Origin of the sequence: Nitrospira sp. (assembly GCA_030692565.1) — a bacterium.
Classification (GTDB): Bacteria; Nitrospirota; Nitrospiria; order Nitrospirales; family Nitrospiraceae; genus Nitrospira_D.
Genome location: JAUYAO010000030.1, coordinates 35,376 through 53,385 on the forward strand (window position 1 = coordinate 35,376; position 18,010 = coordinate 53,385).

Here is an 18,010-nt window from a genome sequence, read left to right on the forward strand (position 1 = left end):
GGTCACAACCGATAGAGATAGCCGAGAGCCTCTTCGAACCAGTCCCGGATCTATGAAGTAGGGAGGGTGCACGGCAATGTCGTCAGCACAAGAACTCGTCCAATCCTGCTCGAACATCTTCACGCTTCCTGAAATCTATTTTCGCGTGCGCGACGTCGTCGACGACTCGACCTCGACCATGGATGACTTGGCCAACGCGCTCAAGCTCGACCCGGCGATTTCCGCCCGGCTGCTGCGCATCGTCAATAGCCCGCTCTACGGATTTCCCAAACAGATTGATACCATGACCCGCGCAGTGAATCTGATCGGGATGCAAGCCGTCAGCGACCTGGTCGCGGCCACCACCATCGGACGAACCTTCAGTGGCATGACCTCGGACTTGATGGATCTGCCGGCCTACTGGCGCAAGAGCGTCCTCTGCGCCTTGCTGGCCGGCAAGATTGCGAAGGCCTGTGGAATCGAGGACAGCGAGCGGTTCTTTATCGAAGGCCTGCTGCGGGATATCGGCCACTTGGTGCTGTATCAGACGATTCCGGAACGGGCCCAGTCGGCCCTTGTCGAAGCGGGCAACTTCGGCACCGCGCTGGCGGAAGTGGAACAGTCGAACATCGGCTTCGACTTCACCGAAGTCGGCGCAGAATTGATTCGCTTCTGGGGCATGCCGGGCCAGATCGAACAGGCTATTCGCCATCAACTGAGTCCGAATGAAGCCGGGGAGTACAATCTCCATGCGTCAATCGTCCACCTCGCCGGCGCCGTCGCCGATCACGCTGAATTAGACCCCATCCGCGCCAAGCAGCCTCCAGTCTTTGATCCTTTCTCACTCTCCTGTACGAAGTTCAATCCCGACGAGCGCCCGGCTCTGCTCACCGAAGCCCAAAGCCAACTGCAAGACACCCTCTCGTTCATCTACCCACTGGCGATGGCAGCGTAGAGTCCGGAACGACGGCCCACTCTTCCGCCGCTCCGATTCAACGCGCCATCGCATACAGCGCACCAGCGGCCTCATCCCTCGCACGCAATCTGCCGGCCCGGGACGCCCGTGCCTTGGTCCCCATACCGTAACCCACCCAAACCCTATAAAAACGCTCTCGTGCGGCTTCCACTCCCCTCTTTTGAGGAGTGGCCAGGCGCAGTCCCGACGCGGTAGGGTATCACCCCCGACGGATATCAGTGCCTGGAAGGAAAGGGATGGTTACCGTATGAAGACGCATCGATTCCGGCTTCTCGTGGCAATGGCGCTGTTCACCCTTGCCGTCCTATCATCCCGCCTGTTCGGAGGCCAACAAGAAGACGCGCTGGAAACGGCACGATTGTTGGCGATCCTACTGGATTCCGGGCGGGTCACGATCGCCAAGCACCAGGACCTCATCAATACTCCGAATCAGACAGACAAGAAATTCACGCCGGAATTATTTGAACAAGAAGTGCAAGCTGAGTTCCAGCGGCAGACCGGAATCGCACTGAATACCCTGGAAGGTGCGACTGTCCCGCCAATGGCTAAGCCGCTTCTTGCCCAACTCCTCAGAGACAGCATTGGAACCATCCAAAGTTACCAACCCGTACTCAGCCTTCCAGCGATGCGATACAAAGGCCTCATCCCGGCGACTTTCGGCACCGAGACCGCCGCCCGGTTTCAAAAGTTTTCACCGATCTATATGAAGCAGACTGCACCCGACCATTTGGTGCGGAATCTAAACAACAAGCCCGACGACTATGAGACGGCTGCCTTCGAACGGTTCGGCGGTTCCTCTTCCGGATCCAGCAAGCACCAAATCATCAGCGAGCTGGTGGACGGAGGACGCAGTGCTCGCTTGATGCTCCCGCTCTACTATGAGAAATCCTGCCTGGTCTGCCACGGGGAACCGAAAGGCGAACGGGACATCTCCGGGTATGCGCGAGAAGGCGGCAAAGAAGGCGACCTCGGCGGCGCCATCAGCGTCATGATCCCCCTCCAGTAACCTAGGCTAACTTAGAACAAACCTTGCGGCCCAAGAGTGATGCGCTACAGTCCTCCGCGCAGGCAATCCGGGCATGCTCACACCGCAAACTACTTACTGGAGCGTATTCAGCGAGCCGGTCGAGCGAGCGAGATTCACGCGGGCAGCGTTGAGTTGGAACAGCGCGTTGACCAGATTCTCTCTGGCTCTAGCCACACTGGTCAGTCCATTCGTCAGTTCGAAGTAGCTGGCAGCGGTGATCACCGCGTAACGTTCCCGTGCAAGGTCGAGTTCCTTCGTCGCCATCTGCAACCCCGCCTGCGCAATCGCCGCCTGCTCTCTGGCCGCGGCGACGGCGGCCAAAGCATCGTGCACTTCCATCTTTACCTGGTTAATTACCGCCCGCATGCGGAGGGCTTCCTGCCTCAACTGGCTTCTAGATTCGGCAATACGCCCTTCCCGCTGCGCGCCGTCGAAAATGGGAATCTGAAGTAAGAGCGCCATATTGTAGGTGTCGAGCGAATTGTTCCAACGGTTTCCGATCAGCCCGTAGTCTCCCTGCGCGACCAGCGAAGGGAGACGCTCGCCGGTTATGGATGAGTAGGTCAGCTCCGACGCCTTCACCCGGGTGAACTGCGCCTGCACTTCCGGTCGAGCACTCAAAGCACTCTCCACAGCATCCTGCGTATCAAGAACCTCCCCGATCTCTCTCTTGAGGTCATCCGTCAGTGCCAGCTTGACGTCGTAGGGAATCGCCAACAGGTTGAGCAACGTGAGCTTGCTGTGCTCGACCTCATAACGGGAGGTAGATGCCAACTGCCGCTCGGTCGCAATCTGAGCATCGAGCCGGGCGATGTCCAATCCCGTCGCCACCCCGCCGCGCTGCCGTTGCTTCACCAACACAAGCAATTCTTCCATCACCCGCTGATTGGCCTCATGCATCTTCACCATCGCCATGGCCTTCAGCCCTTCCATGTAGGCTAACGCGGCACTGGCCATGACATCGTACTTCCGGCTGTCTGACTCAAACTCGGTCACATGCAGTGATTCGCGCGACGCGCGCCACCGCTGGATAAGACTGACGCTGAAGAGATTTTGCGACGCATTCACCCGCCCATCGAAGATACTGAACGGATCGGTCCGCTGAGGAGCAAGCCCGAAGGTTCCGAGAAACTGCGTTTGCCGCGTCTGCCGAACCGTGCCTGCCAAATTGGGCAGGAGGCTGCCCAATTGCGTCTGCACCTGTCCCTGCGCGGCTGCAATCCGTTCCTTATAGAGCTGCACGTCGGGATTATTATCGACCGCCGCAGTGAGCGCCTCACGCAGCGTCAGAGTAAGCACAGCCGGCGGAAGGGGAGCAACAGCCCCGGTCGTCTCAGCAGCCCACACGCCGTGGTGCAGCACGAGGGCGACGAGACCGGCTGCCACAGTCAGCACCCCAAGTCGCATCATCGTTCCCGCAGACTTTCTTTCACGGATTTCAGCAAGGGACTCAGCAGATACTCGATGATCCGCCGCTGGCCGGTTTTGATTTCGACGGTCACCGCCATTCCAGGAGTCAAATTCACCTGTTTGCCCTCTACGTGAATCGTGCCTCGATCCATACTCACGCGGGTGGGATACATCAGGCCGACTTTTTCAATCGGCGCGGCATCGTCGGACACCGTCAACACACGACCGGGGATCGTCCCATAGAGCGTGAAGGGAAAGGTTTCGACTTTGATCTCGACCGGCTGGCCTTCCTTTACAAACCCCACGTCTTTGTTTTCCACCTGCGCCTCGACTTCCACCGGATGCTCTTGCGACACGACGAGCACCAATTGCTGCGCCGGCGTGACCACGCCACCGACCGTATGGACGGCCAACTGTTGAACCACGCCGTCAATCGGGGTCGTCAGCCGCTGTAACTCCGCCTTCTGGCCGGCCTTGGTCACGTCCTGCACAAGCGACGAGGCTTTGGTTTCGGTGGTGGAGAGTTCGACCTGCTTAGTTTGCTGGAATTCCGACACCATTGCGCGATAGTGCTTCTCGGCCTCAGCCAGCGCCGACTGATCCTGCTTTACCTTGTTCCGTTGGCCGGCCAGCTCCTGCACCTTGTCGATGCGCTGCCCTTCGGCCTGCAGAAAATCCATCTTGGTGACGGCATCGTGTTCGAGCAGCTTCTTGTACGCCTCAGCGCGCTCCGTCTCCATAGGAACGGTCGCTTCAAGCCTGATCACATTCTCGCGGGTTTGCTCCAAGGCGGATCGGCGCTGGTCAACGAGGTGTTGGGCCGCCGCCACTTTCGCGTGATATTCGGCCAGATGATCGATCAGCAACTGCTGTTGCAGCGCCACATATGGCGGATCGGCATCAGCAGGCGCCTCAAAGGTCGGCTGTCCTGCAATCAGTGCGCGCAGTCTCGCCGCCTCCACCCTGGCCGCACGATATTCATTGGAAGCCCGATCATGGTCCGCACGATTCTGCGTGGGGTCTAACTCAATCAGGACATCGCCTTTCTTCACCACCTGCCCGTCCAGCACATGGATCGCCGCAATCACACCCGTTTCATAGGGCTGGATCACTTTGGAATAGCCGCTGGGGATGATCTTGCCCTGCGCCGTCGCGACGATATCGATCCATCCGAAGGAGGCCCAGAGCACCGCGGAGGTGAAGACCGCCACGATGGTCCACAGAATCGCCCGGCCGATCGGCGACGGCGGCGACTGCTGAATCTCGAGCACAGCCGGAAGAAACTCCGTGGTACGTGACGAGGGGGTCAGGAACCCTGCCCCCAAGGCTCCTGGCCCCTTTTCCGTCTGCCAGGCCGCTTTCCAGACCGCCCAATGTCGTGCCACTGCGCCGAACGCCATCTGCAATCCCCCGCTCTCCTGAGTCATGACTCCTTACGCCGGCACCGGCCGCACGCCATCCTGATGCCGACACAGCCGGGCATAGAATCCCTTGAGCTGCACCAACTCCTCATGCGAGCCAGATTCCACTACTTCGCCTTTGTCGATCACGTAGATACAATGAGCCGGCCGCACGGTACTGAGACGATGCGCAATAATGAATACCGTGCGCCCGTTGCAGATGTGCGCCATGTTCTGCTGAATCATCGCCTCTGATTCATAATCCAACGCGCTCGTCGCTTCATCGAAGATCAGAATGCGGGGATTCGCCACCAACGCGCGGGCAATGGCAATCCGCTGCCGTTGTCCGCCTGACAGCAAGCAGCCATGTTCCCCCACCATCGTGTCGTAGCCTTCCGGCAATTCCAGGATGAACTCGTGCGCCCCGGCCAGCTTCGCCGCCTGCATCACCTGCTCCATCGCCAGCCCGGGATCCGTCAACGCAATGTTGTCGCGAACAGATTGGTTGAAGAGAAAGTTTTCTTGCAGGACGACACCCACCTGCCGGCGCAGCCAGGCAGGATCGACCTGCGCCAGATCGACGCCGTCGACCAGAATGCGGCCCCGTTCCGGCACATAGAGCCGTTGAATCAATTTGGCGATGGTGCTCTTCCCGGACCCCGACCGCCCGACAATACCGATGACATCGCCAGGCGCCACGATAAACGAGATCTTGCGCAGCACTTCCGGCCCGTCCGGGCGGTACCGAAAGGTCACCCCTTCAAACACGACCTGCCCGGCGACTTGCGGCAATGTGGTCCGGTTCGGGTTGTAGGACGGCTCCGGCTGCGTATTGAGCACATCCCCGAGCCGTTGCACCGAGATCCCGACCTGCTGAAACTCCTGCCAGAGATTGACGAGGCGTAACAGCGGGCCGGTCACCTGGGCCGACAGCATATTAAAGGCGATCAACTGCCCGATACTGAGATCCCCTTCGATCACGCGATAGGCTCCGACCCAGAGCACCGCGACGACAGTGACTTTCTGGATGCAGGTCGCAATTTGGCTTGCCACCGTAATCAGACTCGTCGCACGAAAGCTGGCGCGCACATAGCCGGCCAGTTGCTCCTCCCACTTGCGTAACAACGGCGGCTCGACGGCCATGGCCTTCACCGTCTGAATCCCGCTAACCGCCTCGACCAGGAAGGACTGGTTCTCCGCGCCGCGATTGAACTTTTCATGAAGCCTGGCCCGGATCGCCGGGGTAATCGCAATCGACAAGAAGGCATAGAACGGCAACGACACCATCACCACGCCCGTCAGCATCGGACTGTACAGCCACATCACGGCAAGAAAGACCACCGTGAACAGCACATCCAACACTACCGTGACCGAATGGCTCGTCAGAAACTGACGGATCTGTTCCAGTTCGCGCACCCGGGCCACCGTGTCGCCCACCCGTCGCGCTTCGAAATACGCCAGCGGGAGCGCCAGAATGTGGCGGAACAGCTGGGCGCCGAGCCCGACATCAATGCGATTGGTCGTATGGGAAAACAGATAGGTACGTAATCCGCCGAGGAGTGCGTCAAACACAGCCAATCCGATCATGCCGATCGCCAGCACATGGAGAGTCGTGAACCCCTTGTGGACGAGGACTTTATCGATGACGACTTGGGTGAATAGCGGGGTCAGCAGTGCAAAGAGTTGCAGGAAGAACGAGGCGACGAGCACTTCGCCGAGAAACTTCCGGTACTTCACGATGGAGGGAATGAACCAGGTGAAATCGAATTTCAGATCGTGCAGGCGCAGATTGGCCCGCTTCGTAAAGAGCAACAGCTCACCGGTCCAGGCCGACTCAAACTGCTCGCGCGAGAGCACCAACGGCCGCCCGGCCACAGGGTCTTGGATCAGCGCCTTGTCGCCCTCAAACTTCGCCAGCACGACATACCGGCCGTCTGTGCGCTTCGCGATCGCGGGAAAGGGCGTCCCCGCCAGTTTGCTCCATGTCGTCGCGAGCGATCCCGCTTTCAACCCAAGATGTTTCGCCGCGCGCAGGAGCCCGGTGTCGGAAAGCGTCTGCCCAGACTGGGCAAACTGATGGCGCAACTGTGACCCGTCTGCGGGAAGATCGTAGTACCGGGCGATGATCAGGAGACAGATGAGGCCTGTATCCGTAGTTCCAGATGTCGCTGGTGGTGGTGTTGAATCAGATGGAGGAGCACCCCTCCCTACGTCGGTTGGCATGGCGTCAACTCGGGTTCTGTTGCTTGACAGAACCCCGTCTCCTAGCCCAAGCTAACGACACGATCTGACGCTGAAGAGGACACACGACGATGGCAACGCCGAAACCAATGACGATTGTGCTTCCGAACGATCTGGTGCGTGAGACCAAACGCGCGGCAAGCGCGGAGGCCACGACTCCGGCGAAGCTCGTTGAGGCGGCGTTGCGGCAATACCTCACCTCACGGCGTTGGCAGCGGCTTCGCCGGTGGGGCGCTGAGACCGCCAAGCGCCTTGGCATCAAGACGGAAGCCGACCTCGAGCGGTTCATCCGGCACCGACCGACCCGCGCACGGATGAGACCGCGGTGATCACCGCGGTTGCGGACACCAATATTTACATCTCGGCTCTGCTGTTCGGAGGACCCTGCGAGACGATTCTCAGCATGGCCCGATCCGGCCTGATCGCGCTCTACCATTCCCCGCCGATTGAGCGTGAGCTGCGCCGAACTTTGCGCGACAAGTTTGGTTGGAGCGATCTTCAGGTTCGTGACGCGATCGCGGAGTTGCGTGCTCTCAGTGGCCGTATCCTTCCAACCCTCCATTTCGACGGTGTGGTAGGGGATGAACCCGACCATCGCATCCTGGAATGCGCCGTCAGTGCACGCGCGGACTATCTGATTACGGGCGACAAGCGCCATCTGCAGCCTCTCAAACACTTTCGTGGAGTCCAGATCGTCTCCCCACGAACCTTCCTCAATCTGTTCCGGTAACGTGCTCATCGCCGAAGTCCTCGACCTCGCTCAGAGTCGCAGTTGACGCATCGCTCGTCTGTCTGGTCGCTCCGGTCCATCTCGTCCGGAACTAGAGAGACAGGGCGACAACGAGATGGCCCCCAATACCGTTCACGGTTCACGGTTCACGTCTCGCGTTTCTATCTCGTCCCATCCTGCCCATTCAACATGAACCATCCACCATTCACCATTTCCCCTGCACCGTTCACTGCCAACTGGCCGCCAAGACCGTCTGCACATCCTGCGGCCGTTGATCGATGGCCTGGTCCCAGGTGAGGCCCGTCTGCGTCGTGAAGGTGGCCATCGCCTGGATGAGCTGATCGACTTGCGAGTTCAACATCGTTTGCCCGTTGCCTGCCTGGATCGTTTCAACCTGGGCCGTGGCAGGAGCGCTATACCAATTCTGAATCGTCACACGGTCGGTGCTGCCATGAATCGTGAGCCGCAGATCGTTCGCCTGGCGGCTCAACACAAGATCCAAGGGATTGATGCCTGCGTCGTACAGAATCTTGTCTGCCGTCCCGCTGTTGTCCTGGACGAGATCCTGCCCATCGCCACGACCGAACAAGACGGTATCGTTGCCGGCACCTCCATTCACCTGGTCGTTCCCCAGACCACCACGCAGGGTGTCGTTGCCACCGGCGCCGCTCAGCATGTTATTGGCGCGGTTGCCGGTCATCGTATTGTTCAAGCTATTGCCGGTGCCGTTGACGGCGCTGAATCCGATCAAGGTCAGATTCTCCACGTTGGTCGCAAGGGTGTGCGTGATGCCGCTGACGACCGTGTCCGTGCCTCCATTCGCGGCTTCGATCACCGTATCGCCCGCGCCGATCACATAGGTGTCGTGGCCGTCCAACCCGGCGAGCACGTTGGCGGCACTATTGCCGGTGAGGACATTGTCGAGCGCGTTGCCGGTGCCGTTGATGGCCGCCGATCCCGTCAATACGAGATTCTCGACGTGGGTGCTCAAGCTGTACGTCACCGAACTCGTGACCGAATCGAGCGCGCCTTCATTGGCCTGTTCGATCACGGTGTCGCCGGTATGATCCACCATATAGAGGTCGTCCCCTGCGCCACCGGCCATCGTATCGGCCCCGCCCTTGCCGTCGAGCAAGTTGGCCCCGCTGTTGCCGGTCAGCACATTGGACAGCCCATTGCCGATCCCCGCGCTCGGGCCGGTGCCCGTCAGCGTCAAGTTCTCGACATTGGCCCCCAGCTGGTAGGCCAGCAGCGCACTCTGCACCTGGTCGGTGCCCTCATTCGCGGCTTCCGTGACCACATCAAAGAAATGCTCGACCACATACGTGTCATTGCCGGCGCCGCCCGTCATCGAATCAGCCCCCGTTCCGCCGTCGAGGAGGTCATGCCCGGCACCCCCTTGCAACGTATCGTTGCCCGCCAACCCGAACAGCTGATCGTGGCCGGCCCCGCCCGTCAGCACATCATTGCCGGCAGTCCCCGTCAGGACCAGGTCCTGAACCGTCACCGTCAGCGCGAAGACGTCCGCCACACTGAGGTTCCCCTGGTCGGTCGCGATGATGCGGACATCGAGTGCGCCGATGTCGCTCCCTTGAGGTGTGCCGCTGAACATGCGCGTCGCTGGATTGAAGCTCAGCCAGGTGGGCAGCGCGGCACCGTTGGCCAGCGTCGCACTATAGGTCAGGGTATCGCCGGCATCGAGATCGGCAAACGTTCCGGTTGGGACAACCACGATGAACAGCGCACCTGTCGCCGCCTGCTGATCGGCCAGCGGCACCGCCACCGTCGGCGCGTCGTTGACGTTCTGGATGGCGAGCACAAACGTCTCCGTCGCACTGAGGCTGCCAAGATCCGTCGCCGTCACCGCAATGGTGAGCGTGCCCACATCGGCGTTTAGCGGTGTACCGCTGAAGGTCCGCGTGGCCGGATCGAAGCTGAGCCACGTGGGAAGCACAGCCCCGTTGTCCAGCGTGGCGCTGTAGGCCAGCACATCGCCGGCATCCACGTCCGCAAAGGTTCCTGCGGGCACGACCAGACTGAACAGCGTATCTTCCACTGCTGTTTGATCGGCCAACGGAGCGGCGACCGTCGGGGCCTCGTTGACATTCGTCACCGTGAGGGTGAAGACATCAGACACGGTGAGGTTGCCCGTATCCGTGGCAGTCACGCGTAGATCCAGCGCCCCCACTTGGGCATCATCAGGCGTGCCACTGAATGAACGGGTGGTCGCATCGAAACTCAGCCAGGCTGGGAGTGTGCTCCCGTCAGCCAGGCCGGCGCTGTAGGTCAGCACATCGCCCGCGTCCTCATCGGCAAAGGTGGTGGAAGGCACCACGACTGTAAACGGCGCATCCTCCGGCACGGTCTGATCGGCCAGCGGATTGGTAAGCCTCGGCGCATGGTTGACAAACAGATCCGTCAAATTCACCATGTTGCCATCGGCAAAAGCCAGCGTCTCGACCACGTGAGAGCCGTTTGCGCCTGTAGGATCGAAGTTCGTGAGGAGGAGCTGGTCCGTTCCGCTTGCCCCTACCTGAATCGTCAGCGTCCGTGCGGCTTCATCGTGCGTGAATGTCAGATCGCTCTGAGCAATCCCCGCGCCAAAGAGAATCCGGTTGCCCTCTCCGACGGCGACGATATCCTCGATGGTGTCGAGGCCATCGCCGAGATTGAACCGGTAGGTATCGTTTCCCGACCCTCCACGCAGCACATCCTGTCCTGCGCCAGCTTCAATCGAGTCGTCACCGGCTAGGCCGCTGATCCGGTCCACGACGTTCGTACCTGCAATCGTGTCGTGGCCGGCCGTACCGGCCGGATCGAACCCACGGGCAATCAATTGATCGTAGGACAGCACCGTCCCGTCGGCGAATCGGAACGATTCAATTGTCCTCGGCCCCAGCACATTGGTCGGATCGAAATTCGTCAGATGGATCGCGTCGCCGGTCGCGCCGACGCGGATCAGCAGCGAGCCCAGATCGAGGCTCAGACCGGCAGGGTCGATCCCTTGCCCAAACTGAACGGTGTTGCCTTCTCCCGGCACACTCGCATCGGTGATGGTATCGATCCCATCGCCGGCATTGAAGACATAGGTATCGTCGCCAGCTCCACCGATGAGCGTATCGTTCCCGGTTCCACCCGTGATCGTGTCGTTCCCTGCTCCGGCAATGACCGTGTCATTCCCGCCCAGCGCATCGATCCCGTCGTTCCCAATGGTACCGACGAGCACATCCGCATCCTCCGTCCCAGTGATCGTGATCGATGGGCCGAGCAGGCTGGCCAGATTCGCCGTGCGGCCATCGGCAAACGCCAGGGTCTCGACGACGAGAGACCCGTTGACGCCGGCGGAGTCGAAGTTGGTCAAGATCAGCTGGTCAGCCCCACCGGAACCGACGTGAATCGTAAGCGTCCTTGCGACCATGTCCTCCGTGAAAGCCAGATCGGTCCGACTGATCCCAACACCGAACTGAACCCGGTTACCTTCACCCACCATTACCGTGTCCTGAATGGTGTCGATCCCGTCGCCGAGGTTGAAGAGATAGGTGTCGTCGCCAGAACCCCCAATGAGTGTGTCGTTGCCCGAGATTGTTTCACTGAGATTGTCGGGGTTCAGACCATTTCCCCCCCAGAGAGTATCGTCTCCAGCCTCACCCGCAAGGACATTGTCCGCTGAATTACCGATGAGGAGATTGCCGAGCTCATTCCCAGTTCCAGCACGACCTCCTGTGAGCCTCAGATTCTCAAGGTTCTGCCCCAGCGTGTATTCAAAGCCCGCCACCACAGTGTCGATGCCTTCGCCGACACTCTCAAGAATGGTCTCGTTTGAATGAGAGACAACATAGGTATCGTTTCCCTGTCCGCCGATCAACAGATCTTCCCCAAATGCACTCAGCGGAATCTCATTCCCATCAGGATTGACGACTCCGCCGAACGCTTGCAAGAAATCGTCTCCCTCGCCACCGATAAGGATGTCGCTCCCATCACCGAGCGCCCCGCCTAACTCATCGATAAAGATAGAGCCCCCAATGAGCGTATCGTTGCCTGCTCCTCCATCGAGCACATTGTCCGCATGATTGCCGATCAAGATATTATTCAGCGCATTCCCTGTCCCCCGTTCAGCCCCACCGACTAAGGTCCCGTCTTCATACAACGTCAAGTTCTCAACATTCGCGGGAAGCGTCACGCCATCCAGGCCGATAACCGTGTCAAGGCCTTCACTGGAAGCTTCTATGATCGTATCCTGGGGCGCGAACCGGTAGTACGTATCATCACCTTGTCCACCTGACAGTGTTTCCTGAAGACTTGTACCATCAAGGAAGTCCGGGCCATTTGTGCCGACGATCGAAAGTGCTTTTTGAAACAGCGTGGCCTGGCTCCAGATCATGCCATCGGAAAACTCCACCTGCCCAATCCGCAGCGTGGGATCGTTAGGGTCTAAATAGGTACCGATCTCATCCTGCGTCCCATTGATCCGCAGATATATCGCTGCGCCGCTTCTCGTGATGGTCACATCTGATGGCGCCACATCCGACATCAACCTGATGACATCCTCACCGTCACCGTAGGCAAAGTCCCGGCCCGAACCACGGCCAAACACATAGACGTCTCCCCCTGCTCCACCAGCAAGCGAATCGCTCCCGGCGCCACCGTTTAACTGATCGTTCCCATCCCCGCCAGCCAAGATATCGTCGCCCGTTCCGCCATCGAGTATGTCATTTCCATAATCACCGGATAGCGTGTCGTTACCCGCGTCGCCAAGGAGCGTATCATTCGCCTCAAGTGGGATACCGTTAAAGAAGAACGATTCACCGTAGAGGTGATCGTCTCCGAGCCCTCCTCTCAGCACATCACCGCCAGATCCTCCTTGCAGCTGATCGTTCCCAGCCCCTCCGATCAACTGATCATTACCAAGATTCCCGAAAATCTCATCGTCTCCGATACCCCCAAGCAAGGTGTTATCGAGCGCATTCCCGGACTGGATTGTTCTGGGATAGGCAGACGCTTGGAGAGCAAGGGCATTGCCATCCCACACCGTGCCATCTGCGAATCGGATAGCTTGGGTCTGCTGATGCGCAGGGCTGTTAAAGAAATCAGGCACCGTGATCTCATCGCCAGTGCTGACGATTCGAATGACGAGCGCAGTAAGGGAGAACGGATACCCTGTCGTGACCACAACATCACCGGGGGTGATATCGGGTGCCATGAGAATCGTATTGACTTCGCCCAACACGGTGTCTTGAACGGTGTCTCTTCCCGACCCATGACCAAACAGGTACGTATCCTGCCCAAGGCCTCCGGCCAAATAGTCATTGCCCGCACCGCCGTCAAGAATGTTGGCCTGTGCGTTCCCATAGAGGCTATTATCCAAATCGTTCCCAGTTCCTGATTGGGCCACACCAGCAGAAAGGTCAAGCACCTCGACATTGGCGCCTAACGTATAATCGACCAGACTCCGTACCGTGTCGATTCCCGAGGAAAGTTCTTCCACAGCGGTGTCTCCAGTGTTGTCGACGACATAGACATCATCGCCGTTTCCCCCGATGAGCACATCCGCTCCTGTACCCCCGTCGAGAATGTTGGCATAGCGATTTCCCGTTAACACGTTGTCCAACTCGTTGCCCGTAAGAACAAGGCCTTCGACACTCACGGATAAGCCTTCATCCCTCAAGACCAGTTTCTCCAGATTGGCCCCGAGGCGGTACGATCCCGTCACTTCAATCGTATCAGTCCCTTCCCCTGACCGTTCGACAACGATATCGCCAGTCCCCACGAGATACGTATCGTTGCCTAATCCTCCACTGAGAACATTCGGGGCCTCATTCCCACTCAACACATTATCGAGATCGTTTCCGACCCCGTTGATGATCTGGCTCCCGACCAAGACCAGATTCTCAACATTCGCTCCCAATTCGTAGGTGCTGCCACTTTCAATCGTGTCGATGCCCTCACCAGCCAATTCCACCACCGTATCGCCCGCGCCGACCACATAGGCATCGTGGCCGGCGCCGCCGGACAGCACATTCGCCGCGCTGTTGCCGGTCAGCACATTGTCCAGCTCATTGCCGGCGCCATTGATCGTGGCATTTCCGGTGAGCGTCAGGTTCTCCACATGGGCCGACAGCTGAATACCGACTGCTGAGAGCACGGTATCGTTTCCTTCATTCACCAGCTCCGTGACCACATCCCCCGCATCGTTCATGATGTAGGTATCATCACCCGCGCCACCCGAGAGCTGATCGGCTCCGATGCCGCCATCAAGCCGATCATTTCCGGCAAGACCAACCAGTTGATCGTCGCCGGCCAAACCAGCCAAGCGATCATGTCCACTCGTACCTGTCAGGGAATCAGTCCCACCAGTCCCGGTGATCGTAGGCTGAGCAAGATTCTCGATAAGCGCTTGGCCCCAGACCGTCCCATCGGCAAACTGCACACGCTCGATCTGAAGGGGAGCCGCGAGGAAATAGAGCGCGACCGTCAGACGATCCGCGCCGCCGTTGAGGCTCAATACGAGATCGCGGTCGTTCCTGGTGACCACCACGTCCGACGGAGCCACTCCGGGCGCCATCCGGATCGTATCGAGACTGCCCTGTGATTCGATGATGGTGTCCTCGCCTGATCCAGGCCCGAACACATAGGTGTCACTCCCCTGTCCACCAAACAGGCGATCATTCCCCAGCCCGCCGTCGAGCGTGTCATCGCCCAGTCCGCTCCGGAGGACATCGGCGCCATCGCCGGCGACGATTCGATCCACCACATTCGTTCCGACAATCTGGTCGTCACCCTCCGTGCCGGTGAGATCGAACCCGCGGGCAAGCAATTGATCGTAGGTCAGCGTGCTGCCGTCGGCAAAGCGGAAGGAGTCCACCGTGCGTGGACCCAACACATTGGCGCGATCGAAGGTAGCGAGTTGAATCGCGTCGCCGCCGCTCCCCACGCGAAGCAGCAGGCCGCCCGCGCCGGTTCCTGATTGATCGGGCGCCAGATCCAGGCGGAGATCGGCAGACGTGATGCCGGCACCGAAGACCACCTCATTGCCTGCACCGGCTGAGGCCGTATCAGCAATCGTATCGACACCATCACCGGTGTTGAAGAAGTAGGAATCGTTCCCAGCCCCGCCCCCAAGACGGTCATCCCCTAATCCACCGCGGAAGCGATCGACGACATTGGTGCCGATCAGAACATCGTCAAATACGGTGCCATCGATATCGAATCCGCGCGCGACCAGATCCGCATATGCCAGCACTGTCCCGTCGGCGAACTCAAAGCGATCCACGGCATGAGCACCCAAGACATCGCTGCCGTTCGCCCCGATCTGCACGCCCTCGAACGCTGCGCCAGGCCGCACCAGCACTTGACCAAACACCGTCGTCATTTTCAGAGAGTCCGGAGTGATGCCAGCGCCGAACGTCACCTGATTGGACTCGCCCACAGCGATCACATCACTGATGGAGTCGATGCCGTCGCCACTATTGAACTGGTAGGTGTCATGGCCCGTCCCCCCGTACAGTTGATCGTCGCCGGCCCCGCCCACCAGCACATCGTTGCCGGCCCCACCGTTCAGGACATCGTTGCCAATCCCACCATCCAAGAAATCGTTTCCACTCAGCCCAATAAGGATATCTGCCCCAGCATTCCCTCTCATGGTGTCAGATAGGTCCGTGCCGAGCAGAACATCGCTATCAGGTGTTCCGATGAAATCAAACCCCTTCTGCGCTAGCTGGGCATAACTCAGTATGGTTCCATCGGCAAACTCGAAGCTGTCAATAGAGTGAGAACCAGCTACGTCCGTCGGATTAAATCCGAAAAGGCGCACTCCACCGTCTGAGTGCCCAACTCTGATGACAAGCGTGGAATTCGCCTCCAGTTCTAAGCGAAGTCCATCGGGGCTTATCCCTGCACCGAATACCAAACGATTCCCTTCCTCATGTGAATCGGAGATGAGATCAAGGCCATCGCCAGGATTGAACACATATGTATCCCGCCCAACACCACCAAACAGCGTGTCCGCACCGAGCCCACCGATCAAGATATCGTTCCCCGCGCCGGCAAAAACCGTATCATTCCCACCCTCTGCTGAGATCACATCATCCCCAGCGCCAGCCAGGATTCTTTCCGATCCATCGTCTCCTCCTAGAAAACCAGAAGGGAGCGGCAATTGATCCGCAAGCGCGATTTGACTGCCATCGGCAAAGCTGAGCAGCTCGACCGGCGTAGTGCCTGCGACATTATTGAGGTTAACCCCAAGCAGCTCTATGCTGTCGGCTCCACCATTGATTTGAATCATCAGGCTTTGACGAACCGGGTCATGAACAAAGGTGAGATCGGCAAGCGCAATCCCTGGCCCGAACACCAATTCGTTGACCTCTTGTGAACCGGCTCCATCCGAAATGACATCGTGCCCGTCGCCCAAGTGAAACACGTAGAAGTCGTTTCCCTCTCCGCCGTCAAGGATGTCATCCCCAAGCCCTCCTCGCAGCCCGTCGTCACCACGCCCGCCAAAGATGGTATCGATTCCTTCATCGCCTAGCAGAACGTCGTTCCCCTCATCCCCGAACACTGCGTCATCCCCGGCCCCACCCGAGAGCTGGTCTATGCCTTCTTCGCCCGATACGCTATCATCGCCTTCCTGGCCAAAAAGCCGATCATCTCCACTCCCCCCGAACAGGAAATCATCACCTTCTCCACCTTGTAATTCGTCGTCGTCTTCACCCCCGTCGAGTGAGTCGTTGCCGGCTGCTCCCAAGAGTAAATCGTTCCCTGCATCTCCAAACAACAAATCGTCGCCGGGCGCGGAATTATCGAAATAGTCGCCTGACAAGAGGTCGTCTCCAACTCCACCATAGATTTCATCGGCGCCATCGCCCCCGTAGAGTGCGTCGATCCCATCGCCGCCGGATAACACATCGTGTCCGCGCAGACCGTAAAGAAGATCGTCGCCGCTCCCTCCATCGAGATAATCATCTCCGACTTCCTCAAACAGAGTTTCCTCGCCAGCCTGAACCGTTCCACCATAATCCCCATAGAGAATATCGTTTCCAGCACCCCCGAGCAGTGTATCGTTCCCGCCATCGCCATACAGAATATCGGCGCCCTCGCCACCATCAAGGTAATCCTCTCCAGCCCGAGCGACCTCAAAGGCAACAAACGAGAGAGTTCCATCGATACTGTTGTGCTTGTAGTGAAGCAGGTAGTCTCCGTAAATGGTGTCATCCCCATCGCCACCGATTAGAACATCGCCCCCATAGTCACCACGAAGGATGTCGTCACCTGCTCCGCCATCCAGTAAATCATCGCCTCCAGGGGGGGAGAAGTAGAACGGATAGAACAGATGATTGTCTCCATTCAGATTGTCATTGCCTTCCCCTCCAAACAGTCGATCGTTGCCGGCCTGGCCAATGATGAAGTCGTTACCGGCCTCACCATATAATGCATCGTCGCCATCGAGTTGATCAGCACCTTCGGTGAGATTAGCAGGCCATTGGCTGGCAAAATAGAAGCTGCCTATGATCGAGTCATTCCCATCTCCCCCATAGACCCGATCATGGCCCAGACCTGCCGTTAGAAAATCGTTTCCACCATACCCATAGACCTCATCGTTTCCTTGATACAGAACCATTTCATCCCGCGAGCTCGTCCCCCTCAGAATCACATTCATAGTGTCAGTACGGAGATGTTGTTCGCTGAGCTGGAACTCCCTGACTTCCCAACCGTTCTGATACGATGGAATATCCGGTCCATCCACCAGCTTGACCCCGAATTGCCCGCTCTGAAAATCGGCATTGATGGTCAACACGCTGTTCACGATCAGATGCCCTCCAGACATCACATACGTGAACGCCCCATCCATACTCTTATAGGTATCAGCAGGATCACCGTCCTGGCGTACCCCTCCAAGTAACAATTGCCCGTCATAGAAAATTCGACCCTTCGCATCGGAATCCTCGATCTGATCGATGCCATCGCCGGTATTGTAGTAGTAGGTGTCGATCCCCGCGCCGCCTTCAAGGAGATCGTTGTCGCCGATACCACCGGCTAAGATATCGTTGCCGATTCCGCCGATCAGATGGTCCGTGCCACCCTTGCCATCCAGCCGATTGATGCCGCTGTTGCCGGTGATGAGGTTGTCGAGCTCGTTACCGGTGCCGTTGAGATCGGCAGTCCCAGTCAAGGTCAGATCTTCGACGTTGGCGCCAAGCGTGAAACTCACTGTGCTTTCGACGGTATCGCTACCGTTCTCCGCGCCCTCGATA

Annotated in this window: 8 protein-coding genes; 4 read left to right on the forward strand and 4 right to left on the reverse strand. The window is 58.8% G+C overall.

The features are described from left to right. The first annotated feature begins 76 nt into the window (after positions 1–76). Both Q8N04_07410 and Q8N04_07415 read left to right on the forward strand, forming a co-directional pair. Positions 77–934, forward strand: coding sequence for an HDOD domain-containing protein (locus Q8N04_07410; protein ID MDP3090485.1), 858 nt, complete (start codon positions 77–79; stop codon positions 932–934). 268 nt (positions 935–1,202) lie between these two features. Next, positions 1,203–1,961, forward strand: coding sequence for a DUF3365 domain-containing protein (locus Q8N04_07415; protein MDP3090486.1), 759 nt, complete (start codon positions 1,203–1,205; stop codon positions 1,959–1,961). A gap of 93 nt (positions 1,962–2,054) precedes the next feature. On the opposite strand, the gene Q8N04_07420 is transcribed toward Q8N04_07415, so the two are convergent. From Q8N04_07420 to Q8N04_07430, 3 genes are read right to left on the reverse strand one after another with little or no spacing between them, the layout of a single operon-like run. After that, a complete protein-coding gene (locus Q8N04_07420; GenBank protein ID MDP3090487.1) occupies positions 2,055–3,392 on the reverse strand; it encodes a TolC family protein in 1,338 nt (445 codons plus the stop codon). Continuing rightward, complete coding sequence (locus Q8N04_07425; protein ID MDP3090488.1) at positions 3,389–4,819, reverse strand: HlyD family type I secretion periplasmic adaptor subunit; 1,431 nt, start codon at positions 4,817–4,819, stop codon at positions 3,389–3,391. The genes Q8N04_07420 and Q8N04_07425 overlap by 4 nt, the downstream gene beginning before the upstream one ends. Before the next feature lie 6 nt (positions 4,820–4,825). After that, entirely contained in the window at positions 4,826–7,015 is a 2,190-nt protein-coding gene (locus Q8N04_07430) for a type I secretion system permease/ATPase (protein ID MDP3090489.1), read from the reverse strand. Positions 7,016–7,104: 89 nt separating this feature from the next. Here Q8N04_07430 and Q8N04_07435 point away from each other — a divergent pair, with 89 nt between their 5' ends. Both Q8N04_07435 and Q8N04_07440 read left to right on the forward strand, forming a co-directional pair. After that, complete coding sequence (locus tag Q8N04_07435; GenBank protein MDP3090490.1) at positions 7,105–7,362, forward strand: hypothetical protein; 258 nt, start codon at positions 7,105–7,107, stop codon at positions 7,360–7,362. Then, complete coding sequence (locus Q8N04_07440) at positions 7,359–7,763, forward strand: putative toxin-antitoxin system toxin component, PIN family (protein ID MDP3090491.1); 405 nt, start codon at positions 7,359–7,361, stop codon at positions 7,761–7,763. The genes Q8N04_07435 and Q8N04_07440 overlap by 4 nt, the downstream gene beginning before the upstream one ends. Positions 7,764–7,989: 226 nt before the next feature. On the opposite strand, the gene Q8N04_07445 is transcribed toward Q8N04_07440, so the two are convergent. Then, positions 7,990–17,967, reverse strand: a complete 9,978-nt coding sequence (locus Q8N04_07445) for a calcium-binding protein (GenBank protein ID MDP3090492.1) — start codon at positions 17,965–17,967, stop codon at positions 7,990–7,992. Positions 17,968–18,010 lie beyond the last annotated feature (43 nt).